Source organism: Gordonia zhaorongruii (assembly GCF_007559005.1).
Lineage (GTDB): Bacteria > Actinomycetota > Actinomycetes > Mycobacteriales > Mycobacteriaceae > Gordonia > Gordonia zhaorongruii.
The window spans coordinates 1,234,784-1,256,931 of the sequence record NZ_CP041763.1 but is presented as its reverse complement, the minus strand read 5'-3'; the positions used below and the strand labels follow the sequence as shown (position 1 = coordinate 1,256,931).

The following is a 22,148-nucleotide window of genomic DNA, read 5'->3' as shown; positions in this document are numbered from 1 at the left end:
CAGGTTACCCGCCGGACCTCAGCGTTCGAGGAAGGTGCAGTGGTCTCCGCGTGCCGGTCCGTAATCGTGGACGACGAGGTCGACGCGCCCCGGAGTGCTGCCGGACTCGAGCGCGGCGAGCAGCGACTCGAGTTGGGCCCGCGACCCTTCAGCGACCACGTGCACCCGGCCGTCGCGCTGATTGGACGCATGGCCAACGAGACCGAGTTCCAGCGCCCGCGAACGCGTCCACCAGCGGAACCCGACGCCCTGCACGTGACCGTGCACCCAGGCACTGAGCCGCTGCACATCGTCACCGGTCTCCATGTCGTCACCGGTCGCCGACCCGGTCATTCCGTCACGATCTCCAGATCCACCTCAGCGCCCGCCTTCACGGTGCGTCCGACGGTGCAGACCTTGTCGATAGCCCGCTCCACCACGACGAGAAGGCGCTGCGCCGCCTCGGGGTCCAGTTCAGACAGGTCCACCTCGAGGATCTCCTCGATCCTCGGGTACACCTCGTTCTCCCGGTCGGCGTCGCCCGATACGCGGACGGTGGCGTCGTAATCGTCGCCGAGCCTGCGTGACAGCGGGCGATCCGAGGACATGCCGGTGCATGCGGCGAGCGCGATCTTGAGCAGTTCACCCGGCGTGAACGCGCCCTCGACGTCGTCCGACCCGATGAGCACCTCCGCGCCTCGCGAACTCAGTCCGGTGTAGCGGCGCGTTCCGGTGCGCTGCACCCACAGGTCGGTCATCTCGTCCCCTTTCTGACCGCTCGCGGCGCGCGTTGGCACTGCGGGCAGTAATACGAACTGCGATTCATGAAGGCTTCACGCCTCATCGGAGCCGAACAACGTCGGCACGGCAGACCTTCCCGACCGTAGGCGTTGAGCGAGCGTTCGAAGTATCCGGACTCGTCAAGTCTGTGACGTTTGTGTGCAGTCAGTCGAGTCATGAGTCGACTGCTCTCTCACTGGAGACTCGAGTCGTCTACGAGGTTGAATGTGTCGGACAAGTTAGATATCAGGGTACCCAACCTGAATCTACGCGTCCCAGATCGCTCTTGAGATGGCAGCGCCGAGGGGGGCGGCTCCGCGAACGAGCCTGAGGTTCGGGGGCACTTCGGCCTCCAACTCCAGGCCTCGCGCTTCGACGCAACCAGCAAAATCAGCAACAGGCACGGCACACGGCGTCCCTAAAGCCCGTCGCGAGACTTCGACGTACGAGCCAGACATTCTGAGAACCGACCACTGGCAGGTGCATGACGGTCGGTTCTCGTCTCACGAAGGAGATGCCTGTGTGACAGCAAGTCAAGAACGAGAACGTGGGCAGCAGGAGCGCCTCACCGAAATCGACCGAACAAGCCCATCACACCCGTCCAAGTGGGGGCGGACCTTAGCTCGCCGAAGACCCCTGGGCCCTATCTCCCGCGACTCCGACGAGCGCTTCGACTGATGCGATGAGCAGGCCACGGTGCCGCTGGAGACGCTCAGCCGACCAGGGCTCTTCCGATGCGTGCGCACGAAGCGCGGAGGAGACGTACTGCCAAGACGTGACCTGACCGAGCAACAATGAGAGAACATCGACCGCCGCACCATCGAACGACTCTGCCAGCGCTTCCACCTTGGGCGCGTATGCCTGAACCTCACCCGGCGAGGCCTCGGACCTCTCAAGTCCCGCCCACGTGGTCAGCCGCAGGATCTCGGGCCGGACTGTCAAGTAGTCAAACAGTGCGCCAGCGTAGGACGGCAGGTCCTCAGCAGTGAACGGCACCTCTTCTGCCATCTCCCCCAGTGCCGCCGCCACCACGAGGTCGAACAGGTCAGCTTTCGGTCCGAAGTGAACATAGATGGATCGCTTATTGACCTGCCCGACCTCGGCGATCCGGTCCACCCGCGCACCAGCCAGACCAAACTGGGCGAACTCGGCCCGCGCCGCGAGGAGGATCCGGCGCTTGGTATCGGTGGCATCTGGTGGCATACTCCCAAGTCTATAGGTAACCATCTAGTTATTGACGTGCACCCCAGGATGTGGCATGCTTTCGTACGTAAGTATCCAGATAGTTACTCATAGGAGTACTCATGTCCCAGAAGATCCTCATCACCGGAGCCAGCAGCGGATTCGGACAAGGAACCGCTCTCGAACTCGCCCGCCAAGGCCACGACGTCGTCGCAGCAGCAGAAACCTGGCCACAGGTCCGCAGCCTCCGGGCAGATGCCGAAGCCGCTGGTGTCGAGCTCACAGTCATCAAACTCAACCTCCTCGACCCGATAGACATCGCCCACGCCGGCTCCTTCGATGTCGACGTCCTCGTCCTCAACGCCGGAGTCATGGAAGGCGGAGCAATGGTCGACATCCCCCTGCAGCGCGTTCGGGAATCGTTCGACATCAACCTGTTCGGCCACCTCGAACTGGTCCAGGCCATCACACCGAAAATGATCGCCCGCAAGAGCGGACGAATCGTGTGGACGTCGTCCATGGGCGGAATCCTCGTCGTCCCGTTCCTCGGTGCCTACTGCGCGACCAAGCACGCGATCGAGGCTGTTGCTGGCTCCATGAAGGCCGAGCTGGAGCAGTTCGGCATCAAGGTCGCCACCGTCAACCCCGGAGTCTTTGGTACGGGATTCAACGACACCGGCGCTGAAAGCTACGTGCAGTGGCACGACGCCGAGACCGCACACGTCCCCATGCCGGACTTCGGTCCCTCGCTGGCCGACCAGGCCGATCCCCAGGAGATGGTCGACGCGATGGTCGAGACCATCATCGCCGAGGACCCGGACTACCGGACCATGCGACCGCTGGAGACCATCGACGCCGCCAAGCAGTGGCAGGAAACCGAGTGGACTCAGAAGGCCTGAGGTCAACGTTGAGAGAAGGGACTGAACCACATGTCACACCCCACGATCACTCTTGAGGCAGCCAGGCAGATCATCGACGCAGGCCAGGAGAAGGCCCGCGATCTCGGCCTGAATGCCGTCTTCGCCATCCTTGACGCCGGAGCAAATCTCGTCGCCTTCGAGCGCATGGACGGTGCATGGCTGGCCTCCAACGATCTCGCCCTAGCGAAATCGCGAACCTCGATCATGTTCGAAGCACCGAGCGAAACCCTGAACGCACCACTCCAACTCGGCGAGCCAGTCCCCCACTTCGATCACACCAACGGAGGACTTCTCCTCATGGGTGGCGGCGCTCCGATCGTCGACGACAGCGGTCGACTCATCGGTGCACTCGGAGTCTCGGGCGGGACCCCAGAGCAAGACGCCGAGATCGCCCGCACTGCAATCGGCTAGGCGTTGAGGGTCTGGGAATGTACCACCCAGGCCGACACCATGGGCGGCGCTGATGCCATCCATGGTGCCGGCCTGGGTAGCCCTTCCTCCAATTCCAGCGCGGTTATCACAAGGTCCTGCACCGCAAGACCTAGACCCGATCAGGCAGGGAACCAGCGGTCGTGCTTCGGGCGGGAGTTCACTCGTGAGTCGCGTTGATGCTTTTGGCGAGCTCCTCGAAGTTCGTAAAAGTCCTTTGTGAGAGCTTCTCGACCTTGGACGGGTCACGGAGGAGAACTTCGGCCGGTCGCCAGTGGTCGAAGTTACCGCCCAGCGCTTCCCGTCGAAGCAGCATTCGATCAGGATGGTCGAGCAGATCCATGACCTTGTACTACCCGCCAAACGCCTGGTTGTACAGGCCAAGGTAGTCACCGACGGTCAACAGGTTCTCGATGTCGCTGTGCTTCTGCTCGAGGACCGATCCGACGAAGAAGACTCGTTTTCCAGCGATCTTGTTCGCTTTGATAGCCGCTTCTACCTTCCCTCCTCCTTCGGTGCCCGAGTCGAACAACACGGTCACCGATACCTTCTGCCCGAGGAGGGAGACGAAAGCGGGCACGCCGGGCGCATCTATGTCATGACTGGATGTAATAATCCAGACATGACGAGGAACCGTGGCAAATCGCGGAACATGCCGCCCCTTGGCGCATTTGACCATCTGAAGGTGAGTCCTCGCCCGCTGTGCTGGTGGTGCCTCGAAAGGCCAGCTACGACCGGTGAGCACAAGTACAAGCGGAGCGATCTGGCTCGAATGATGGGCGATGACACGCTCGTTTGGTTTGGTGACAGGGGCATGAGAGAGCTCCGGGGGCAGGGAGCTCTCAAACGCGATCGCTACGGGGTAGTCAAGTTTCAAAAGTCGATGTGTGCTGTCTGCAACAACACCCGATCTCAACCCTTCGATCGAGCTTACGACAAGTTCTCCGACTACCTGACTTCTACACGAGTCCGCATCCTTCCCGGAATCGATTTCGAAGAGATCTACGGAGCCTCCTGGCAAACGGACACTCTCGACCTCGCGAGGTACTACGCGAAACACTTCGGTTGCAGAATGGTTCGATCTGGCATGCCAGTCCCAAAATCCCTGCGAACGTTCCTCGACGGTGCAGACGACATGCCTGATGCGCACATGGCGCTTGTAACCACAGACTCCGTCCATCGTGTCGCCGGTAAGGGACTGACACTTAGCGCCGACTTCGTTACAGTCAATCCCGAGAGGACTAAATTCAGAAGTTACGTCTTGGCGGCCTACGTCGGGGCAGTCGGTGTCCGGTATCAGTGGTGGGCGGAGGGTCAGAAGCCGGACGAGCCAGGTTCACAATTCTTCCACTTCCCGATGCCAGTCCTGAATTGTTTCAAAGATGAAAAGTCCCTCTTCGCTGGCGTCACCCGCAAGCCAAGTTGGTTCGCACGGTTCTCGCAGTGGCTTTCGCGGCCGGCCTATAGGAGCGACAGGCTATCGTGATCCAACGCTTATTCTTGGAGCTCGATTAGCACAGTCGATGAGCTTACATCCGCACCCCTGTAGATGAGCCAGCGATGCCGCCTGGCGAAGGATACTCGTCGGCACCGTGGTAAGCAGGCCCGATCAGGTATGCTGGTTCCATTACATCCCCCACGCCTATCCACGATGCGCACTTGGGGGATTTTCTCGTACCCCGGCAGGAAAACTCAGGTCGTTCTCCGGACCATCTGGGCTCGCGGAGCGACCGTCAAGGTGGCAAGCAACGTTTGACTCCAACATCGAACGGATATTTCTAGTCTTCCGCTTATGCAACGGCTCGGCCTAGTCGCATGCGTTTGAGGGCATAATGATTCGTAACGGCAGAGCACGGGACCCACTTAGACGTACGCCAGATAATACATCGCAAGTTCGGCCGCCGCCTATCAATACTCTTTCAGAGGTCGACTCAGAGATAGACGATTCCGGACAACTTCGAGGCCCTCGGCAATCAGACGTGAGCCGAACCACGGGGATGGCTGCGAACACGTCATGAAGACCGACAAACAGGTCGGGGTGCGCTTTGTAACGGCTTGAGAAGAGTCAAAGGGCTTGAAGGGTGCCGAGAATTCCGCGAAACTGTACTCGCTCTCCTCTACGCTGTCTTGCTTAAGGACGTGATTGCATCCGCATTGCTTCTACTGCAGAAACTAGATCAGCATCTTGAACTTCAGACTCATTCCATTCAGTCCAAAAATTCTTTGTGGCACTACTGGGCTTGATTGATGGGATATCGAGGCGAATACGCGTCGGAAGAACAAGCGCATCCCCAAGCACCAGTGCCTCGCCCACATCCAGCATGGGCAGAGCCGCTGCGATCCCCTCCATACTGTCCGGCATCAATCGCCTCACCACAGCTTGATCTTGGTCGTTTGTCAATCTCAGAGCGATAAAGTTGTTGCATTGCGACAGGACCGTTTTACTGACATCGGAAGGCCGTTGGCTCACTACCAACAAGGAGATCCCATACTTACGCCCCTCCTTAGCTATGCGTTCAAACGAGTCAAGTGCCCGAACTTCGGCGGCGTCGCCGACCCTAGCAGGGAGGTACAGATGCGCTTCGTCACACACAAAGGTGATCGGGGTTCGCTTTTCTACGTCGGTCCAGAAATGCACTTCGTAAAGTACGCGGGCGAGAACACCGACGACTATCGGCAGGACGTCGCTGGGAACTTCACTGAAGTCGATGACCTTGATACCCTGCTTGGTGCCGAGGAGGTCTTTCGCAAGACAGTGAAGCCATTCATATCCAACGGCCTCGTCAGGAGGCCCGAACATAAACCCGTATCGCCGATCCTCAGTTCTGGCCCTGAGCCGGGCCACGAACCGCGTTAATCGGCCATTAAATGGTCCTGCCTTCTCCCCTCGTGCCCCGGGGACCATCTCCGTGTCATCCCCTTCAAGTCGAGCAATGAGATTGCTAAGGCTAAAAGGGACCGGGCTATCAACCGTAAATCGGCTAGCGACCTCAGTCTTTCCCACTGCCTCCAATCGCTCCAGCTTGAGCTCACGCACGTGATGAGTCAATCGCGCAGCCTGATTCGGTGCATTCGTCTCAGAGCGGTCCAGCAAAAGTGCTTGCATTTCCTCTTGGTTCAAAAGCCACCAAGGCAGATACAGTGAACGGCCGTCGGTTTCGGAGTCGCCTGGCCCTGCGATCCGAAAACCTTGTGCGATAGGGTCTGGTCCTTCGGTGAGTGGTGCATACTCACCATGCATGTCAAAGACAATTAGGTTTGGAAAAGCCAGGGCTTTGGCGCGTTCAAGAATGAGAGCAACAGACCAGCTCTTTCCCGAACCAGTACTTCCGAGAAGAGCTGCATGGCGTTGGAATAGTCGATCGCCATCCGCTACAGCCCTAGCCCTGGAATCAGCAACAAATGTACCGAGCTGAAGCTGCTTTTCCGGATCCAGCTGTTGCGTCAGTAGGCCCATCAGATTCTGCAGGTTCGGCCCATCAATGACCCAACAAGGAGTCTCCACGAGCGGATAACTATCAGCACCCCGCTTGAACGTATTCCTTCTAGTGCCGTCTACCTCTCGATATGTGCCGAGAAGTACAACTCGTAGGAGGTCACGTTGACGTGCCTCTACCGGGACGACACCGTCTTCGTTAAGGTCCTCTAGGAGCGCTTCCTCTTGAAGATCACGCGTCACGCGGTCGAGCATGCCCACGAGATACTCCGATGAATTCGACCCCTGGAAGGCAATTAAGCTTCCGACCCCCACCCGAGTCAGGCGATCGTGATCGGTAGCCTCCGCCCACACGCTCGCAGTGTCGACTCTAAATACCCTCCCCAGCGCAAGGCTAGGTAGAAATTCAAGGGCACTCGTATCATTCATTTTCCCAACACTTCCTTTACGAAACGATTCAAATCCCAAATGGGACTGTCCAGCACAGTCTTGCCCTCCCCCTTCAGAACACGTGTATATGCGTCGTTGGCACTGTCTGCCTCCATCCCTATCGCCGAGGGACTGGTGGCAAGATATTCTCGGGCGCTTTCGGTAATAGTGTGGCTCAGGATCACCGAAGGAACTTTGCGAATTCTCTCTTGAATGTGCGTCTGCAGATGATCATCATTGAATCCGTATCCAACAAATAGCAGCGCGGCAGCAGCATCGATAGCCGCGTTGGCACGTTCGCGTTGCTGGTCGAATGGCACGTCGTACCCCTGGCGATACTTGTCTCCCCCGGGTGCAACAATGCGACGAGCGCCCGGAATCGCTAAATCGCTCCGAAAGTGCTCGTCATTGTATGTAAACCAGTCAAGACTGCCGTGGGGTTTCGACAATCGAACATGTGGGATCGTTCGAATCGACGTTGTTCGACGGTGTCCCACCTGGTTCTCTGGACGAAGCATGGTCTTGCTGCTCTGTACCGGATCGAACTTGCCGACCGTATGCCCGTAGAATATTGAATCTACACCGATGCCTACACGAGCAGCTTGGACCTCAAGTAGTCGGTCATAGTTTGTCGTTATGACGTCCACGCGTTCCGTAGTTCTAAGTACGTGCCGAAATAACCGACTGAACGCCGGCACCTCGGACGCACTGAGGATTTCTGCAATGGCGTGCATTTCTTTCCCCGCAATGCAGACAGCTATCTGGTCAGCAATAAGCTCAACTAGCTCATCTGAAGCGACGCCTGCCACAAGGGCTTCCTCAAGGCCTTGACCTTGCGCGAGCAACTTCGAGATAGGTTGCCACTGCGATAGGCATGTCAGGGATCGCGCAGCTATTTCGTTTGGAATGTTTACTCGAAGGTGATCCGCGAGATCCGTCATCCCAGGGAGACCCAGCGCGGAGGACGCTCCTGACCCAACGATTATGACAAGACCCTGACGAAAAAGGCCCTGCACGTCCGAGTAGATCTGCTCTTGGTCTAGGTCCATTTGTCTCCCCGTGATCGGTCCGCCGACACGGCAGAGCACCTCTAGTCCGTAAGTACATTAATGCAGAAGAGACGACATCCTGTTGGATTTTCATCTTATACGCCTTAGCCTGATGTTGCTCTGCACGACGGGACCACGAACTTGTGGCCACCAGGTGCGAGGGCTGACGTCTTAACGACCAACCACGACGGAGACTCGCAAATAAACGGGCTTTGCCCACCCGAGGTGTACATTCCACTCTACGACGAGTGAGGCGAGCTTATTGCCATTACACATCGAAGTACAGCGTGCCGAAGCGACGTTGGGAAAGCCGTCATCAGCCCACAGTCTCTCAACCGCTTAGTGCTCGATCAGCGTCGTTACTGGCATTGCGGACAGAAGTGGCTCGATCGGTTCATGAACTTCTCCCGCACGATCGGTGTGCTGCATCGCGGGCAGGGAAGCCCCGCAAGCCCATAGACGTTCAAGCTGCGGGAAAAGCATCCACTGCTACCCGCCACATCGACATAGAGCGAATCGAACGAGGTCCCGCCCTGTGCCAGTGCAGCGGCCATGACCTCTCGTGCCGCATCGATCACTGTCGAGATCCTCGGCTTGCTCAGCGAAGACGCCGCCGTCTCGCCCTACACCCTGGCCGCCCAGAGAGCTTCATCGGCGTAGATGTTACCGATGCCAGACACGAGCGTCTGATCCAGCAACGCGCGCTTGATCCCAGTACGTCTGGTCTTAATCCGCGCAACCGCCGCCGCTTGATCGAACTGCGGATCGAATGGGTCCCGCGCGATGTGGGCAATCGGCGACGGCAACACCGCTCCGCCCTCGACGTACATCAGATGACCGAACGTGCGTTGATCGTCGAACCGCAGATCTTGACCGCCGTCGGTAAACATGAACCGCGCCCGCTCGTGCAGGCCGATCGGCATAACAGCAGGCGTGATGAGCATCTGTCCGCTCATCCCCAGATGTATGAGCAGCGCGTCCCGATGATCCAGGACCAGCCAGAGGTACTTGCCGCGACGTGCAGTCCCTGTGACTGACGCGCCGACTATGTGTGCCGCAAAGTCCTCAGGTCCATCCACGTGCCGACGCACGGCACGCGGATGGTGAACGACCACCGAAGCGACCGTCCGGCCGGAGACATGGTCGTCCAGTCCGCGACGCACAACCTCGACCTCGGGAAGTTCAGGCATCGTCAAAACCTTGTTGCGTCTGTGTGACGCCTCCGACGCGTCGCGTCACCTGGCTCACGACGCGCGCTGCCCAGGCTTCGTAGTCCACAGGCGAACTCTCTCCTTGAGACAGAGTCGTTCGCTCCCTCGGCTCTTGCGATCCGACGTGCTCACGCTCGAGGACATGATCTGAGTACACCTGCCGGAGAGCCTCCTTCTGACCATCGCTAAATGGCAGAGCCCTCTCACGGATCCGATTCACGTGCTCTGCAGGTTTGTCGGACCTGAACTTTTCGTCGAGGTCGAATCTGCGAACGAAGCTCTTCACTGCCCGCCGCCCGTCTGAACCCGAAGCGGGTCGCTTCCAAGCCGAGAGCTTCCCCTCTCTGATCCAGCGACGAATCGTCCAGACGCTGCAACCGACCCATTCCGCCGCCTCGGCTGCATCGAGCCAGTCGTCTCCGATACTCGCCATCACGTCCGACACGGGTTCCGAGGAATCTGCAACCCCAGAGGTATCACCTTCTCGCAACTCCACATCCATGCAATAAGACCGTCGAATGAGGTCCATCATCGCGTTCTGAAACTCTTCGCGCCGCAGCTGACTCCACCCCGCAGTCAACTCATCGAACACCCGCTCCTGCCACGCATGAGCCTCTCGCAGAAGCGCCTGGCCGCTCGGCACCACGACTACTTCACGTTTACGACCATCGGATTGCGCGGTCGTCATCTCCACGTAACCAGCATCGACCGCGCTCTTGACCAACCGGGACGCACCACTCTGGTCAATGCCGATTTCATCCGCAACCGCAGTCACGGTCGCAACCTGTCCACGGTCGAAAAGCGAAGCCACGGCCTCCAGCACCGACACCAGTCGACCCTGCTCAGCAATGGCGGCATCGCCAGCAGCAGAGCGTCGCGACCAATGCCTGACGAAACTGAATAAAAGTTGCCCCGGCCCGGACTTGCTCATTCCGAAGCAGCCATCTCACGGCAAATATAGGCCAGATCGAGCGCCAACCTCAGGTTAGGCATCCGCAGTGCAGCTGTGACCTTCGAATCGGCAACGCGGAACACCGTCGCCACTCGGGTCGGAGTCTGATTCTCAGGCCAAGTCGCGTCCTCCTCGACGACCATCAGTCTCTCACTTATCGGATGCCACGAGCGTGGCCGCAGCCGAATACCCGACCGCTCCACCCAGCCTGCGAACTCACCCGGCGAGATCGGCCCCGCCCCTTTCGGCCCTAGAACGACGATCGGCTCACCGACAACCGCCGCTGCACGAGTCAAGTTGCCTGAGTTCACGGCCTGATGCCACCCGTTGATTGCCTCTTCCAGTTCTGAGCTCATGCAACCTATTGTATGCGATTCGCATGCATATAGGAGAGCACCAAGAGAACTGCACCGATTAGGAATCTCGTCGGATACTGGAGTGGCGGATCAGAACAGGAGCCCGTCTCCGAAGACAAAGAGATTCCGACCGGGTCTTCTACCGCACCGGCCTACTGCGACGCGAAACGTCGATGTTCATGGATCATCTCCCCTTGACAGGCTGTACGTCAACGTCAAGTGCTTAAGCAATCTATCGAGCCTTCTAAGCCAATGGCAGATATCTAGGCGACTATGCACGGATCGCACGACCGAAAAACACCATAGAGCTACAGCAGACTTCGTCAGCGTTTTCGCTGGCATACCGGGCAAAAGTGACTTGAACGGCCACTGATTTTCTCACGCACAATGGTTGTACCGCATCGGTTACATGGCATGCCATGGCGGGCATATACCTCCGTCCGGTTCGAACCTGACTGCCCGTTGACGTTGACGTACAGCTCGTCGAACGACGTCCCGCCGACACTGATCGCCTCCTCCATCACTGCGGTGGCGGCAGCCACGAGTTCACCGAGCACGGCCCGCGAGATGCCGCGCGTCCGGCGCCGACCGTGAAGGCTTGCGCGCCACAGTGATTCGTCGGCGTAGATGTTGCCGATCCCGGACACCACCGTCTGATCGAGAATGGCCCGCTTGATCTCGGTGTCGCGGCGCCGCAACGCGGACACGACCGCGTCCGGGTCGAAGCCCGGCTCGAAGGGATCTGCCGCGATGTGCGCCACCGACTCGGGAACGGCGCGCCCCGGTACATCGACCAGTTCGTCGACATGCCAGCCGCCGAACGTCCGCTGATCGACGAAGCGCACCTCACGGCCGTCGTCGAGGGACAACCGGACGCGCAGATGCACCTGATCGGGGACGTCGGGATCGCTGATCAGCAGCTGCCCGCTCATTCCGAGGTGGACGACGATCGCCACCTCGTCGGTGGCGTCCGCTCCGGTGAGCCACAGGTACTTGCCGCGTCGCTCCACCGCGTCGAGGCGCTTTCCGCGCAGACGGTTCTCCAGATCGGTCGCTCCGCCGATATGACGCCGCACGGCACGCGGATGGAGCACGTCGACGCCGGTCACCGACCTGCCCACGATGTGCGGAGCCAAGCCTGACCGGATGGTCTCTACTTCGGGAAGTTCGGGCACGAGCCTCTACTCTGTGCCGTCTGCGTGCGCGCCGTCTTCGTGAGGACCATCTGCACGCGGACCGTCCTTGAGGGCCTTCCAGGAGACGGCTGCTGCCTTCTGCTCGGCTTCCCTTCTTCGTGCGGCCCACGCCGTCGCCGAGCCGCCTGCCGCCCACTACGGCGACCGCTGTGAACTCCTTATCGTGGTCCGGCCCGGTGGAGCTGACCTGGTAATGCGGTTGTCCCGCATTGAGTTCGGCGGACAGCTCCTGAAGTGAGGTCTTCCAGTCGAGGCCGGCACCGAGCTCGCCCGCACGCTCGATGATCGGCTCGAAGAGCCGGGTGATCACGACCTTGGCCTCCTCGATTCCGTGATCGAGGAAGAGCGCACCGAACATCGATTCGAGGCCGTCCGCGAGGATGCTGTCCTTGTCACGCCCCCCGGTGAGCTCCTCACCGCGACCGAGGTAGATGTGCGCCCCCAGACCGCCGTCGCCGAGGTCACGCGCGATGCCGGCGAGCGCGTGCATGTTGACGACGCTCGCACGGATCTTCGCCAGATCGCCTTCCGGCCGGTCCGGGAATCCGAGATAGAGCATCTCGGTCACGACGACGCCGAGCACCGAGTCGCCGAGGAACTCGAGCCGCTCGTTGGTCGGCAGCCCGCCGTTCTCGTACGCGTACGAGCGGTGCGTGAGAGCCAGCGTGAGGAGTTCGTCGCTCATGGTGATGCCGAGCGCCTCCAGCAACGGAGTCTGGTCGGTGCTGCGACTCATCGAGCGTCCCCGCCCTGTTCATCTTTGCCCTGTTCGTCCCCGCCCTGTTCATCCCCGGACTTCTCGTCCTGCTCCATGTCCTCGAGCTTGTCGGCGAGTTTCGCCCAGCGCGGATCAATCAGTTCATGGCCGTGGCCGGGCTCCGCATCGGCCAGGCGCACCCCGCACACCTGGCACAGGCCGGGGCAATCCGGAGTGCACAGCGGCGTCAGCGGGAGTTCGGTGGCGACGGCGTCGATGATCGTCTGCTCGAGGTCGATCTGCTCGTCGACGATCCGTTCGACGTCCTCGTCGTCGGTCGTCTTGTCGGTGTCGCTGTCCGGATAAGCGAACAGCTCGGTGAGGAACATGCTCACCGAATCGTCGAGGGGCCCGAGGCATCGTCCGCACTGACCTTCGATGTCACCGGACACCGTTCCGGTCACCAGAACCCCCTCGGACACCGACTCCAGTCGCAGGTCCAGCCGCACCTCGCCGTCGGCGGGGATGCCGACGAACTGCACGCCGATGCGCTCCGGCGTCACCACGGTGCGGTCCACCTCGACCATCGAACCGGCTCGACGGGGAACGCTGCGGACGTCGATCACAAATGGATTCACACTCACGCGTGTGATTTTACGCGTGAGTGCGAACCCCGAGCGGTCAGCCTGCCATCTGGGCTGGGCTGTGCTCCTCCTCGTCCTGTGTGACGTCGACGCTGTGCGGGTACTCGACGTAATCGTGCATTCCGGCGCCGGTGCGCAACTGCTGCCGACCCCGGTTCACCGACCGGAGCGTTCCGGTGAGGACGTCCTCGAATGCGGCCAGCTTGTCGTCGACGTAGATGTCGCAGTCGCCGCGCAGCCGGTCCGACTCAGCGTGGGCGGCGTCGACGATCCGCTCGGCCTCGCTCTTGGAAGCGGCGACCACCTCGGAGTCGGAGACGAGCCGCTGCTGCTCGGCGATGCCGTCGGCCACCGACTTGTGGTAGCTGGTGTTGCCAGCCTCGACGGTGCGTGAGGCCTCGGCCCGTGCACGGCCGGTGACGGCCTCGAACTCGCGGTTGGCGCTCGTCTCGAGTCGCTTGGCCTCGTCGCTCGCTCCGTCGATGGTCTGCTGCGCGTGCAGGTTCGCCTCGTCCACCATCCGGTCGGCCTTCGCCTGAGCCTCGGCGAGCACTCGGTCCGCTTCGGCGCGAGCGTGCGCGAGCATGGCCTCGGAGTCGGACTCGGCTCCGCCGATCAGCTTGTCCGAGGTGTCACGGGCGTTGGTGACGATGGTGTCGCGCTCGTCGATGACGTCCTGCGCGTCGTCGAGCTCGCCCGGCAGCGAGTCCCGCAGGTCGTCGAGCAGTTCCAGCACGTCGCCGCGAGGAACGACGCAACCGGCGGTCATCGGGAAGGTGCGCGCCTCTTCGACGAGTGCGACGAGTTCGTCCAGCGCTTCGAATACGCGGTACACAGGTGTCTCCGATCCGGCACAATGCCTTGATGTCTGTGAGGCCATTGTGCCGAATGTTGCGGCTGTGACTCAGGAGGCGAGTCGGCGTGTCGCCGTGCGGACCGGATCGAGGATCACACCGTCCGGACGCCCTCGACCTTCGCGATCAGCGCACGGTGCACATGTGAGGACAGGTACGGCGACACATCGCCCTCGAGTCTCGCCACTTCCTTCACCAGGGAGCTGGAGACGTGCGCGTACTTCGGATCGGTGAGCATGAACAAGGTCTCGGCATCGGCCAGCTCCCGATTCATCTGCGCCATCGGGATCTCATAGGCGAAGTCGGTCTCCGACCGCAGACCCTTGACGATCGTCGGCACGTCCGTCTCCCCGACCAGGTCCACCAGCAGGCCCGACCAGCTCCGCACCTCGACGTTCGGCAGGTCCGCGCAGTCCTCGCGGATCAATTCGATGCGCTCGTCGACCGTGAACATCCCCTGCTTGTTCGGATTCACGACAACCGCGACCACCACGCGATCGAATCGGGCAGCGGTCCGTTCCACGACGAATCGATGCCCGAGAGTGAACGGATCGTACGAGCCTGGGCACACAGCAGTAGTCATGGGCCCGAATCTACTCGAACGGCGAGCATCACCACCGTGTCTCCGTACCTCTTCTCGGTCACCACGTCGTAGCCGTCGGGCCAGGTCAGGCCCGGACTGCGCGACGCGCGTTCCACGACCACCCAGGCCCCATCCGCCAGCGCGGGCAGCATCGAGAAGAGAACCTGCTCCACGTCGGCTGTCTCCACGTCGTACGGAGGGTCGATGAGCACGAGATCGAAGGTGGCTGCGGGCGCGGCCAGGAACGAGGCGACCGTCCGCTCCACCACTCGCGCACGACCGCTCGCCCGGCAGACCGCGATGTTGTCGCGGACCACTTTCGCGGCGCGGCGGTCGGATTCGACGAGCAGCAGCGACTCGGCCCCGCGGGAGAGCGCTTCGAGTCCCAGCGCCCCGGTGCCCGCGTACAGATCGGCGACCCGCAGGCCGTCGAGGTCCATCCGCGCGCCGAGCATCGAGAAGACGGCTTCGCGCACGCGGTCGGACGTGGGTCTGGTCGAGTCCGCAGGAACACCGAGTCGGCGCCCGCGGAACTCTCCGGCGATGATCCTGGTCATAACGGTCCACATCGTATCCTCGTGTCATGCGCACCCGCGTCAATGCTTGGACTCCGGCACCGCCGACGGAAGCCGACCCGGATCCGCATGCGAGTGCACAGCATGCAGCGCAGGTACTCGCGGGCCGGCGGACCGTCGTGCTGACCGGTGCGGGCATCTCCACTCCGTCGGGCATCCCCGACTACCGGAGCCCCGGATCCCCACCGCGCAACCCGATGACTATCGACCAGTTCCTGAGCTCAGCGGACTTCCGACGCCGCTACTGGGCCCGTAACCATCTGGGTTGGCGGCACATGGACGCAGCCGCACCGAATCCCGCCCACCACGCGGTCACCGCCCTGCAACGCGCCGGAACGGTCTCCGGGGTCATCACGCAGAACGTCGACATGCTTCACCTGAAGGCGGGCACCCAGCCGGTACTCGACCTACACGGCTCCTACGGACGGGTGACCTGCCTGTCCTGCGGCCGCACGCAGTCACGTCACCGACTCGCCCAACTGCTCGAGTCGGCCAATCCGGGTTTCGCCGATCAGGTCCGCAGCCGCGGAGTCATCGAGGTCGCGCCCGATGCCGACGCGGCCCTCGACGACACCACCGGGTTCACGATGGTCGACTGCGCCGATTGCGGCGGCATACTGAAGCCCGACATCGTCTATTTCGGAGAGAGCGTGCCCCGCAACGTGACCCGGAACGCCTACGCGATGGTCGACGACGCCGACGCCATGCTCGTGGCCGGCTCGTCGCTCAGCGTCATGTCCGGCCTCAGATTCGTCCGGCACGCTGCGCAGTCGGGCAAGGCGGTCGTGATCCTGAACAGGGGCGACACCCGCGGCGACCGCTTCGCAACGGTCAAGATCGATCACCGGTGCGAGATCGTGCTGCCCATCCTGGTGGAATTGTCTCGTACATCAACTTCACCCGATTCAACCGCTTTGGTGTGATTTAACGCACAACCCGGGGTTGGCCTGCACAAAGCTCGGCCTTTATCGAGGCCGCTACGCGGATCGTGTGACATCGATGTGACCGCTGGCTAACCTTGAGTACGTCATGAACCCGGAATCAGATACTCAGTTCGATTTGAACGACGACAACGGAGTCGCCTACCGGCGGCCCCGGGTTGACGATGGAATCAGAATGTGGGAAATTGCCCGCGACTCGCAGGTTCTCGATGTGAATTCGAGCTACGCCTACGTGTTGTGGGGTGCAGATTTCTCCGACACCTCCATCGTCGCCGAAGTAGAGGGAAGGGTCGTCGGCTTCGTCACCGGATACTGTCGACCGCAGACCGATGACGCACTCATGGTGTGGCAGGTAGCGGTCGACTCCGATCAGCGCGGCAAGCGGATCGCCGGAACCATGTTGCGTGAGCTGTTCAAGCGCAACACGGGATCGGGCGTGACCGCGATCCACACCACGATCAGCCCCGACAACGAAGCGTCGCAGGCGCTGTTCGCCGGGGTGGCACGAGAACTCGGTTTGGAGTTCACCCGCGCACCCTTCCTCAAGGCCGAACTGTTCGGCGATTCGCACGAGCCGGAGGATCTTTACCGGCTCTCGCCGGCGTCCTGATTCTCACGACGCCGACATACTGTAAGGACAACTCAAGATGACGACGCAGAAAAGCGCAGTGACTGAAGAAACGTTCGACAAGTACGAATCCCAGGTCCGCTCCTACTGCCGTAACTGGCCCGCGATGTTCGACACCGCGCAGGGAAGCTGGATCACCGACGTCGACGGTAAGCGTTACCTCGACTTCTTCGCCGGTGCCGGCGCCCTGAACTACGGACACAACAATCCGAAGTTCAAGGAAGCCCTCATCGACTACATCGCGCGGGATGGCATCACCCACGGCCTGGACATGAACACCGTGGCCAAGGGCGAGTTCCTGCAGGCCTTCGGGGAGAAGATCCTCGCTCCGCGCGACCTGGACTACGTGGTCCAGTTCCCCGGACCGACCGGCACCAACGCCGTCGAGTCCGCGCTGAAGCTGGCGCGCAAGGTCACCGGCCGCGAGGCCGTCGTGAACTTCACGAACGCCTTCCACGGCATGACCCTCGGGTCGCTGTCGGTCACCGGTAACGCGATGAAGCGCGCCGGCGCGGGTATCCCGCTGGTCCACTCGACCCCGATGCCGTTCGACAACTACATGGGCGGCGCCCACGAGGACTTCAGCTGGTTCGAGCGCGTCCTGAACGACGAGGGCAGCGGACTGAATCACCCCGCAGCCGTCATCGTCGAGACGGTTCAGGGCGAGGGCGGCGTCAACGTCGCGCGCGCCGAGTGGCTGCAGGGGCTCGCCGAGCTGTGCAAGCGCCAGGACATGCTGCTGATCGTCGACGACGTGCAGATGGGCTGCGGCCGTACCGGCGACTTCTTCTCCTTCGAGGAAGCCGGCATCAAGCCCGACATCGTCACGCTGTCCAAGTCCATCGGCGGCTACGGTCTGCCGATGGCGCTGACGCTGTTCCGCCGCGATCTCGACGTCTGGGAGCCCGGCGAGCACAACGGCACCTTCCGCGGCAACAACCCGTCGTTCGTGACCGCCAAGGCGGCCATCGACACCTACTGGTCGGACGACTCGTTCGCCGCCGACACCAAGCGCAAGGGCCAGCTCATCGCGGACCGTTTCGAGGAGCTGTGCAAGCGCAACGAAGGCATCAAGCGTCGTGGCCGCGGCATGATCCAGGGCCTGGCCTTCGATGACGCCGACAAGGCGGGCGAGGCGTGCTCGAAGGCTTTCGAGCGCGGCATGCTGGCCGAGACCTCGGGACCGTCCGACGAGGTCATCAAGCTGCTGCCGCCGCTCACTCTGAGCGACGACGAGCTCACCCAGGGCATGGACATTCTCACCGAATCCGTCGAGGAGGCACTCCGATGATCGTTCGCACCACCCAGGAAATCACCGGCACCGACCGCGAGGTCGCCGACCCCAAGGGCAACTGGGTCTCCAAGCGCATCGTCCTCGGCGGCGACCGGGTCGGCTTCTCGTTCCACGAGACCACCATCGCTGCGGGTTCGGTCAACGAGTTCCACTACGCCAACCACATCGAGGCCGTCTGGCTCGTCGAGGGCGAGGGCGAACTCCTCGACCGCGAGACCGGCACGACGTACCCGCTCGCGGCGGGCACGATGTACATGATGGACAAGTACGACCGCCACACGGTCACCGCGAAGACTCAGCTGCGCATGCTCTGCGTCTTCAACCCACCGGTCGTCGGCACCGAGGTTCACGACGAGAACGGCATCTACCCGCTGGTGGAGGTTCCTCCGCTGGAGGACGCCGACGCCGCTGCGGCTGAGCCGGGTCGTCACCGGGCCTGAGAAACCATTCGAGGGGCGCACCGGATTCCGGTGCGCCCCTCGAACTCTCTCGCGGCCGGGTCAGACGATCACGAGGTCGTCGGCGTGGATCAGCGGGCGCCGCAGGTCCGGCGGGAGAACGTCGGTGGACCGTCCGATCATGCACGCGGCATCGTCGGCGTCGTAGGCCACCACTCCCCGCCCGCGAATCCGCCCCGCATCGTCGAGGAGATCCACGACGTCGCCGATGGAGAAGCCACCATGAGCGGCGGTGACGCCTGCGGACAGCAAGGACCGGCGACGCTTGCACACCGCGTCGATCGCGCCGTCGTCGAGTACGAGACTTCCGTGCGACTGTGCCGCGTGGCGCACCCAGAACTTCCGTGCGGACAGCCGTACCTCACGGGCCGCGAACACCGTGCCGACCGAGGCGCCGTCGAGCGCCGCGGCCGCCGCGGAAGCAGAGGCCAGCAACACGGGGACACCGGAATCGGAGGCCAGCCGCGCGGCGGCCAGTTTCGACGCCATGCCCCCGGTCCCCAACGATCCGCCGGTACCGGCGATCACACCGTCCAGATCCTCCGGTCCGTCGACCTGGTCGATCATCTCGGCCGGACGGCCGTCCGGTCCCGGTCGCCGCGGATCACCGGTGTACAGCCCGTCCACATCGGATAGCAGCACCAGAGCGTCGGCGCCTGCCAGATGCGCCACCAGAGCCGCGAGACGGTCGTTGTCGCCGAACCGGAGCTCGTTGGTCGCGACCGTGTCGTTCTCGTTGACGACGGCCACCGCATGCAACGCGCGCAGCCGATCGAGGGTGCGCTGCGCGTTCGCATGATGGGCGCGATCGGAGACGTCGTCCGCCGTCAGCAGGACCTGGCCGACCACCCTCCGGTACCGCCGGAAGGAAGTCCCCCACGCGTGGGCGAGTTCCAGTTGACCGACGCTCGCCGCCGCCTGTTTGGTGGCGAGGTCGCTCGGACGCTTACGCAGACCGAGCGGCGCGATGCCGGCGCCGACTGCGCCCGAGGACACCACGATCACGTCGCTGCCGGCACTCATCCGGTGCTCGAGGGCATCGACCAGCGCGTCGAGACGTCCGTGGTCGAGACCGTTCTCCAGATCCGTGATGGCCGACGAGCCGATCTTGACGACGATGCTGCGCGCGTGGGCTATCGCGTTCCGGACCTCACTCATCTCCGGCTTCCCAGCCGAGAGTCTCCTCCGCATCGTCTTCGGGGCGCTGGCGCCGCATCGATCGCGCCACCTTGCGCTCGGCGGCACCCATGCGATCGTGCTGCTCCAGGCGGACGTCGGTGCCGCGACCGGTGACCGGCACCTGGTCGCCGGTCGGCGCCGCAGGCTCCCAGTCGAACGTCACCGCACCGATGGTCACGGCGGCACCAGGCCGCGCGCCCTTCTTGACCAGCGCGGCTTCCACACCGAGCCGGTTGAGACGGTCGGCGAGGTAGCCGACGGCCTCGTCGTTGTCGAACTGGGTCTGCCGGATCCACCGCTCCGGACGCGATCCGCGAACGATGAATCCGCCTTCGATACCGGGATCCGGATCCACCGTGAACTCACCGTGGTCGACGGCCTTGGGCCGGATGACAGCGCGCCGTGCGACGGGCTTGTCGTGCTCGCGGCGGTAGGCCGCGACCAGTTCGGCGAGCGCGTACGTCAGCTCGGACAGCCCCTGATGGGCGACGGCCGAGATCCGGAACACCTGCCAACCGCGCTTGGCGACGTCGGCCTCGACGAAGTCGGCCAGCTCGGCAGCCTCCGGGACGTCGATCTTGTTGAGGATGACCACTCGGGGCCGATTCGCGAGATCACCGAGCGAGTGGTCGGTGTCGAGTGCGGGCTGATACGCCGCCAGCTCGGCTTCGAGCGCATCGATGTCGGAGAGCGGATCGCGTCCCGGCTCCAGCGTCGCGCAGTCGACGACATGCGCCAGCACCGCGCAGCGTTCGAGATGCCGGAGGAACTCCAGCCCGAGTCCTCGCCCCTCCGATGCACCCGGTATGAGTCCGGGCACGTCGGCGACGGTGAAGACGTTCGCACCCGCGGTGACCACACCGAGGTTCGGCGTGAGAGTGGTGAACGGGTAATCGGCGATCTTCGGCTTCGCCGCCGACAGGACCGACACGAGCGATGACTTACCCGCAGAGGGGAAGCCGACCAGTCCGACGTCGGCGACCGACTTGAGCTCCAGAACCAGAGACCGTTCCTCGCCGGGCTCACCGAGCAACGCGAAACCAGGGGCCTTCCGCGCCCGGGATGCGAGCGCTGCGTTACCCAGTCCGCCTCGACCTCCCTGGGCCGCCACGAACTCGGTGCCAGCACCGACCATGTCGGCGACGATCGATCCCCGGTCATCGAGGACCACGGTGCCGTCCGGAACGCCGAGGACGAGTTCGTCTCCGTTGGCCCCACTTCGGTTTCCGCCCGCTCCGGGCCGCCCGTTGGTTCCCCGCGCATGCGGCCGGAAATGGAAGTCCAGCAGCGTATGCACCTGCGGATCGACGATGAGGCGGACGTCACCGCCGTTACCGCCGTTACCGCCGTCGGGGCCGCCGAGCGGTTTGAACTTCTCGCGGTGCACAGACGTGCAGCCGTGTCCGCCGTTGCCGGCGGCCACTTCGATCGTGACGCGGTCGACGAAGCGCGACATGGCGTCTCCTTTCATCAGTGCACCGTGTCCATCAGTGCACCGTCTTCATCAGTACACCGTGTGAATGCAGAAAGCGGGCCGGGGATCACGATGACCCCGGCCCGCTCTGTTAAAGCTGAGTTACCCGTTCGAACCGAGTCAGACCGAGGCCGACTCCGGAACGATGTTCACGGTCTTCTTGCCGCGCTTGCTGCCGAACTCCACAGCACCCGACTCGAGAGCGAACAGGGTGTCGTCGCCACCACGGCCGACGTTGACGCCCGGGTGGAACTTGGTTCCGCGCTGGCGGACCAGGATCTCGCCTGCGCTGACCTGCTGGCCGCCGAAGCGCTTGACGCCGAGTCGCTGGGCATTAGAGTCGCGACCGTTACGCGAGCTGGATGCACCCTTCTTATGTGCCATCTTGCTGTCCTCCTGAGAACTTTACGATCGAACTACTTGATGCCGGTGACCCGCAGGACCGTCAGACGCTGACGGTGACCCTGACGCTTGTGGTAGCCGGTCTTGTTCTTGTACTTGTGAATGCGGATCTTCGGGCCCTTCACGTGCTCGAGAATCTCGGCATCGACCGAGACGCTGGACAGCTTGTCCGCGTCGGTGGTCAAGTTTGCGCCGTCGACGACCAGCGCGACCGGCAGCTGAACCGAGCTGCCCTGCTCCGCGTCGATCTTCTCAACCTTCACAATGTCGCCTTCGGCGACCTTGTACTGCTTACCGCCGGTCTTGACGATCGCGTACGTTGCCATCCCGCTGTCCTCTTACTCGTCTCATCGGGCCGATACCGCAGGCCATTCCTGCACATCGGCGAATGTTTGTTGTGCTCTGACATCGAAGAGATCTCCGACACCACCTCCGCGCACAGCGCGCAACCCAGCACGCGTCTGCGGAGGGCGACCTGTCAAGGCTACGGGACCGCAGCC

General features: G+C 62.5%; 25 protein-coding genes and 3 pseudogenes. 7 read left to right on the top strand and 21 right to left on the bottom strand.

What is annotated here, in order from left to right; translation table 11 throughout:
- Positions 1 to 18: 18 nt before the first annotated feature.
- The 4 genes and pseudogenes from FO044_RS05740 to FO044_RS05725 all read right to left on the bottom strand — a co-directional run bounded on the left by FO044_RS05740 (position 19) and on the right by FO044_RS05725 (position 1,986).
- On the bottom strand, positions 19 to 333 hold the full coding sequence (locus tag FO044_RS05740) for an acylphosphatase (protein ID WP_412917621.1): 315 nt from the start codon (positions 331 to 333) through the stop codon (positions 19 to 21).
- Entirely contained in the window at positions 330 to 737 is a 408-nt protein-coding gene (locus FO044_RS05735) for an OsmC family protein (RefSeq protein WP_132993672.1), read from the bottom strand. Before FO044_RS05735 ends, FO044_RS05740 begins: the two co-directional genes overlap by 4 nt.
- Positions 734 to 898, bottom strand: a pseudogene (locus tag FO044_RS05730) (zinc finger domain-containing protein); the annotation flags it as partial. The gene FO044_RS05735 and the pseudogene FO044_RS05730, both read right to left, overlap by 4 nt.
- A 479-nt stretch (positions 899 to 1,377) precedes the next feature.
- Entirely contained in the window at positions 1,378 to 1,986 is a 609-nt protein-coding gene (locus FO044_RS05725) for a TetR/AcrR family transcriptional regulator (protein ID WP_412917622.1), read from the bottom strand.
- Between the two features lie 77 nt (positions 1,987 to 2,063).
- On the opposite strand from FO044_RS05725, the gene FO044_RS05720 reads away from it, so the two are divergent.
- Positions 2,064 to 2,840, top strand: a complete 777-nt coding sequence (locus tag FO044_RS05720) for an SDR family oxidoreductase (RefSeq protein ID WP_132993674.1) — start codon at positions 2,064 to 2,066, stop codon at positions 2,838 to 2,840.
- A 30-nt stretch (positions 2,841 to 2,870) separates the two neighbouring features.
- Entirely contained in the window at positions 2,871 to 3,272 is a 402-nt protein-coding gene (locus FO044_RS05715; protein WP_132993675.1) for a GlcG/HbpS family heme-binding protein, read from the top strand.
- Positions 3,273 to 3,450: 178 nt separating this feature from the next.
- Here the strand turns inward: FO044_RS05715 and FO044_RS05710 are convergent, their stop codons facing one another.
- Entirely contained in the window at positions 3,451 to 3,633 is a 183-nt protein-coding gene (locus tag FO044_RS05710; RefSeq protein WP_132993676.1) for a hypothetical protein, read from the bottom strand.
- Between the two features lie 9 nt (positions 3,634 to 3,642).
- The gene (locus FO044_RS05705; protein ID WP_132993677.1) at positions 3,643 to 3,870 is read right to left on the bottom strand and encodes a hypothetical protein; all 228 of its coding nucleotides are present in this window, start codon (positions 3,868 to 3,870) and stop codon (positions 3,643 to 3,645) included.
- Positions 3,871 to 3,912: 42 nt separating this feature from the next.
- Here FO044_RS05705 and FO044_RS05700 point away from each other — a divergent pair, with 42 nt between their 5' ends.
- On the top strand, positions 3,913 to 4,776 hold the full coding sequence (locus tag FO044_RS05700; protein ID WP_132993678.1) for a hypothetical protein: 864 nt from the start codon (positions 3,913 to 3,915) through the stop codon (positions 4,774 to 4,776).
- Between the two features lie 645 nt (positions 4,777 to 5,421).
- Here the strand turns inward: FO044_RS05700 and FO044_RS05695 are convergent.
- The 11 genes and pseudogenes from FO044_RS05695 to rsmD all read right to left on the bottom strand — a co-directional run bounded on the left by FO044_RS05695 (position 5,422) and on the right by rsmD (position 15,254).
- A complete protein-coding gene (locus FO044_RS05695; protein WP_235831507.1) occupies positions 5,422 to 6,981 on the bottom strand; it encodes an ATP-binding protein in 1,560 nt (519 codons plus the stop codon).
- Positions 6,982 to 7,151: 170 nt separating this feature from the next.
- On the bottom strand, positions 7,152 to 7,964 hold the full coding sequence (locus FO044_RS05690; protein WP_165943100.1) for an SIR2 family protein: 813 nt from the start codon (positions 7,962 to 7,964) through the stop codon (positions 7,152 to 7,154).
- Between the two features lie 599 nt (positions 7,965 to 8,563).
- Positions 8,564 to 9,394: pseudogene (gene mutM, locus FO044_RS05685) on the bottom strand (bifunctional DNA-formamidopyrimidine glycosylase/DNA-(apurinic or apyrimidinic site) lyase).
- Complete coding sequence (locus FO044_RS05680) at positions 9,387 to 10,346, bottom strand: MarR family transcriptional regulator (protein WP_132993681.1); 960 nt, start codon at positions 10,344 to 10,346, stop codon at positions 9,387 to 9,389. Before FO044_RS05680 ends, mutM (FO044_RS05685) begins: the two are co-directional and overlap by 8 nt.
- Entirely contained in the window at positions 10,343 to 10,723 is a 381-nt protein-coding gene (locus FO044_RS05675) for a hypothetical protein (protein WP_132993682.1), read from the bottom strand. The genes FO044_RS05680 and FO044_RS05675 overlap by 4 nt, the downstream gene beginning before the upstream one ends.
- 323 nt (positions 10,724 to 11,046) lie before the next feature.
- Entirely contained in the window at positions 11,047 to 11,898 is an 852-nt protein-coding gene (gene mutM, locus FO044_RS05670; protein ID WP_132993683.1) for a bifunctional DNA-formamidopyrimidine glycosylase/DNA-(apurinic or apyrimidinic site) lyase, read from the bottom strand.
- Between the two features lie 6 nt (positions 11,899 to 11,904).
- Positions 11,905 to 12,655: pseudogene (rnc, locus tag FO044_RS05665) on the bottom strand (ribonuclease III).
- Positions 12,652 to 13,203: a YceD family protein gene (locus FO044_RS05660; protein WP_132993823.1), complete on the bottom strand. Its 552-nt coding sequence runs from the start codon at positions 13,201 to 13,203 to the stop codon at positions 12,652 to 12,654. The pseudogene rnc and the gene FO044_RS05660 overlap by 4 nt, the downstream one beginning before the upstream one ends.
- Before the next feature lie 94 nt (positions 13,204 to 13,297).
- Positions 13,298 to 14,095 carry a DivIVA domain-containing protein gene (locus FO044_RS05655; protein ID WP_132993685.1) on the bottom strand — a complete coding sequence of 266 codons (798 nt, stop codon included), beginning with the start codon at positions 14,093 to 14,095 and terminating at the stop codon, positions 13,298 to 13,300.
- Positions 14,096 to 14,208: 113 nt separating this feature from the next.
- Positions 14,209 to 14,697, bottom strand: coding sequence for a pantetheine-phosphate adenylyltransferase (gene coaD, locus FO044_RS05650; RefSeq protein WP_132993686.1), 489 nt, complete (start codon positions 14,695 to 14,697; stop codon positions 14,209 to 14,211).
- On the bottom strand, positions 14,694 to 15,254 hold the full coding sequence (gene rsmD, locus FO044_RS05645; protein WP_132993687.1) for a 16S rRNA (guanine(966)-N(2))-methyltransferase RsmD: 561 nt from the start codon (positions 15,252 to 15,254) through the stop codon (positions 14,694 to 14,696). The genes coaD and rsmD overlap by 4 nt, the downstream gene beginning before the upstream one ends.
- A 26-nt stretch (positions 15,255 to 15,280) precedes the next feature.
- On the opposite strand from rsmD, the gene FO044_RS05640 reads away from it, so the two are divergent.
- The 4 genes from FO044_RS05640 to FO044_RS05625 all read left to right on the top strand — a co-directional run bounded on the left by FO044_RS05640 (position 15,281) and on the right by FO044_RS05625 (position 18,575).
- Positions 15,281 to 16,195, top strand: a complete 915-nt coding sequence (locus FO044_RS05640) for a Sir2 family NAD-dependent protein deacetylase (RefSeq protein ID WP_143965409.1) — start codon at positions 15,281 to 15,283, stop codon at positions 16,193 to 16,195.
- A gap of 106 nt (positions 16,196 to 16,301) precedes the next feature.
- Positions 16,302 to 16,823 (top strand): diaminobutyrate acetyltransferase, encoded by a 522-nt coding sequence (gene ectA / locus FO044_RS05635; RefSeq protein ID WP_143965408.1) that lies wholly within the window; start codon positions 16,302 to 16,304, stop codon positions 16,821 to 16,823.
- 37 nt (positions 16,824 to 16,860) lie between these two features.
- Positions 16,861 to 18,132, top strand: a complete 1,272-nt coding sequence (gene ectB, locus FO044_RS05630) for a diaminobutyrate--2-oxoglutarate transaminase (protein WP_143965407.1) — start codon at positions 16,861 to 16,863, stop codon at positions 18,130 to 18,132.
- The gene (locus FO044_RS05625) at positions 18,129 to 18,575 is read left to right on the top strand and encodes an ectoine synthase (protein ID WP_132993691.1); all 447 of its coding nucleotides are present in this window, start codon (positions 18,129 to 18,131) and stop codon (positions 18,573 to 18,575) included. The genes ectB and FO044_RS05625 overlap by 4 nt, the downstream gene beginning before the upstream one ends.
- A 60-nt stretch (positions 18,576 to 18,635) precedes the next feature.
- Here the strand turns inward: FO044_RS05625 and proB are convergent, their stop codons facing one another.
- From proB to rplU, 4 genes are all read right to left on the bottom strand, one after another.
- Positions 18,636 to 19,751 (bottom strand): glutamate 5-kinase, encoded by a 1,116-nt coding sequence (gene proB / locus FO044_RS05620; RefSeq protein WP_143965406.1) that lies wholly within the window; start codon positions 19,749 to 19,751, stop codon positions 18,636 to 18,638.
- Positions 19,744 to 21,228 carry a GTPase ObgE gene (gene obgE, locus FO044_RS05615; protein ID WP_132993824.1) on the bottom strand — a complete coding sequence of 495 codons (1,485 nt, stop codon included), beginning with the start codon at positions 21,226 to 21,228 and terminating at the stop codon, positions 19,744 to 19,746. Before obgE ends, proB begins: the two co-directional genes overlap by 8 nt.
- Positions 21,229 to 21,366: 138 nt before the next feature.
- Positions 21,367 to 21,630, bottom strand: a complete 264-nt coding sequence (gene rpmA / locus FO044_RS05610) for a 50S ribosomal protein L27 (RefSeq protein ID WP_132993693.1) — start codon at positions 21,628 to 21,630, stop codon at positions 21,367 to 21,369.
- A gap of 32 nt (positions 21,631 to 21,662) precedes the next feature.
- Positions 21,663 to 21,974 (bottom strand): 50S ribosomal protein L21, encoded by a 312-nt coding sequence (gene rplU / locus FO044_RS05605; RefSeq protein ID WP_132993694.1) that lies wholly within the window; start codon positions 21,972 to 21,974, stop codon positions 21,663 to 21,665.
- Positions 21,975 to 22,148: the final 174 nt, after the last annotated feature.

Bases quoted from the DNA above. Each gene is read 5' to 3' on its own strand.
- FO044_RS05680 (WP_132993681.1), bottom strand. From the start codon at position 10,346: ATGAGCAAGTCCGGGCCGGGGCAACTTTTATTCAGTTTCGTCAGGCAT.
- obgE (WP_132993824.1), bottom strand. From the start codon at position 21,228: ATGTCGCGCTTCGTCGACCGCGTCACGATCGAAGTGGCCGCCGGCAAC.
- FO044_RS05735 (WP_132993672.1), bottom strand. From the start codon at position 737: ATGACCGACCTGTGGGTGCAGCGCACCGGAACGCGCCGCTACACCGGA.
- coaD (WP_132993686.1), bottom strand. From the start codon at position 14,697: ATGACTACTGCTGTGTGCCCAGGCTCGTACGATCCGTTCACTCTCGGG.
- ectB (WP_143965407.1), top strand. From the start codon at position 16,861: ATGACGACGCAGAAAAGCGCAGTGACTGAAGAAACGTTCGACAAGTAC.
- FO044_RS05675 (WP_132993682.1), bottom strand. From the start codon at position 10,723: ATGAGCTCAGAACTGGAAGAGGCAATCAACGGGTGGCATCAGGCCGTG.
- rpmA (WP_132993693.1), bottom strand. From the start codon at position 21,630: ATGGCACATAAGAAGGGTGCATCCAGCTCGCGTAACGGTCGCGACTCT.
- FO044_RS05640 (WP_143965409.1), top strand. From the start codon at position 15,281: ATGCGCACCCGCGTCAATGCTTGGACTCCGGCACCGCCGACGGAAGCC.
- FO044_RS05720 (WP_132993674.1), top strand. From the start codon at position 2,064: ATGTCCCAGAAGATCCTCATCACCGGAGCCAGCAGCGGATTCGGACAA.
- rsmD (WP_132993687.1), bottom strand. From the start codon at position 15,254: ATGACCAGGATCATCGCCGGAGAGTTCCGCGGGCGCCGACTCGGTGTT.
- FO044_RS05725 (WP_412917622.1), bottom strand. From the start codon at position 1,986: ATGGTTACCTATAGACTTGGGAGTATGCCACCAGATGCCACCGATACC.
- FO044_RS05700 (WP_132993678.1), top strand. From the start codon at position 3,913: ATGACGAGGAACCGTGGCAAATCGCGGAACATGCCGCCCCTTGGCGCA.
- ectA (WP_143965408.1), top strand. From the start codon at position 16,302: ATGAACCCGGAATCAGATACTCAGTTCGATTTGAACGACGACAACGGA.
- FO044_RS05710 (WP_132993676.1), bottom strand. From the start codon at position 3,633: ATGGATCTGCTCGACCATCCTGATCGAATGCTGCTTCGACGGGAAGCG.
- FO044_RS05625 (WP_132993691.1), top strand. From the start codon at position 18,129: ATGATCGTTCGCACCACCCAGGAAATCACCGGCACCGACCGCGAGGTC.
- FO044_RS05660 (WP_132993823.1), bottom strand. From the start codon at position 13,203: ATGGTCGAGGTGGACCGCACCGTGGTGACGCCGGAGCGCATCGGCGTG.
- FO044_RS05715 (WP_132993675.1), top strand. From the start codon at position 2,871: ATGTCACACCCCACGATCACTCTTGAGGCAGCCAGGCAGATCATCGAC.
- FO044_RS05740 (WP_412917621.1), bottom strand. From the start codon at position 333: ATGACCGGGTCGGCGACCGGTGACGACATGGAGACCGGTGACGATGTG.
- FO044_RS05695 (WP_235831507.1), bottom strand. From the start codon at position 6,981: ATGCTCGACCGCGTGACGCGTGATCTTCAAGAGGAAGCGCTCCTAGAG.
- rplU (WP_132993694.1), bottom strand. From the start codon at position 21,974: ATGGCAACGTACGCGATCGTCAAGACCGGCGGTAAGCAGTACAAGGTC.
- proB (WP_143965406.1), bottom strand. From the start codon at position 19,751: ATGAGTGAGGTCCGGAACGCGATAGCCCACGCGCGCAGCATCGTCGTC.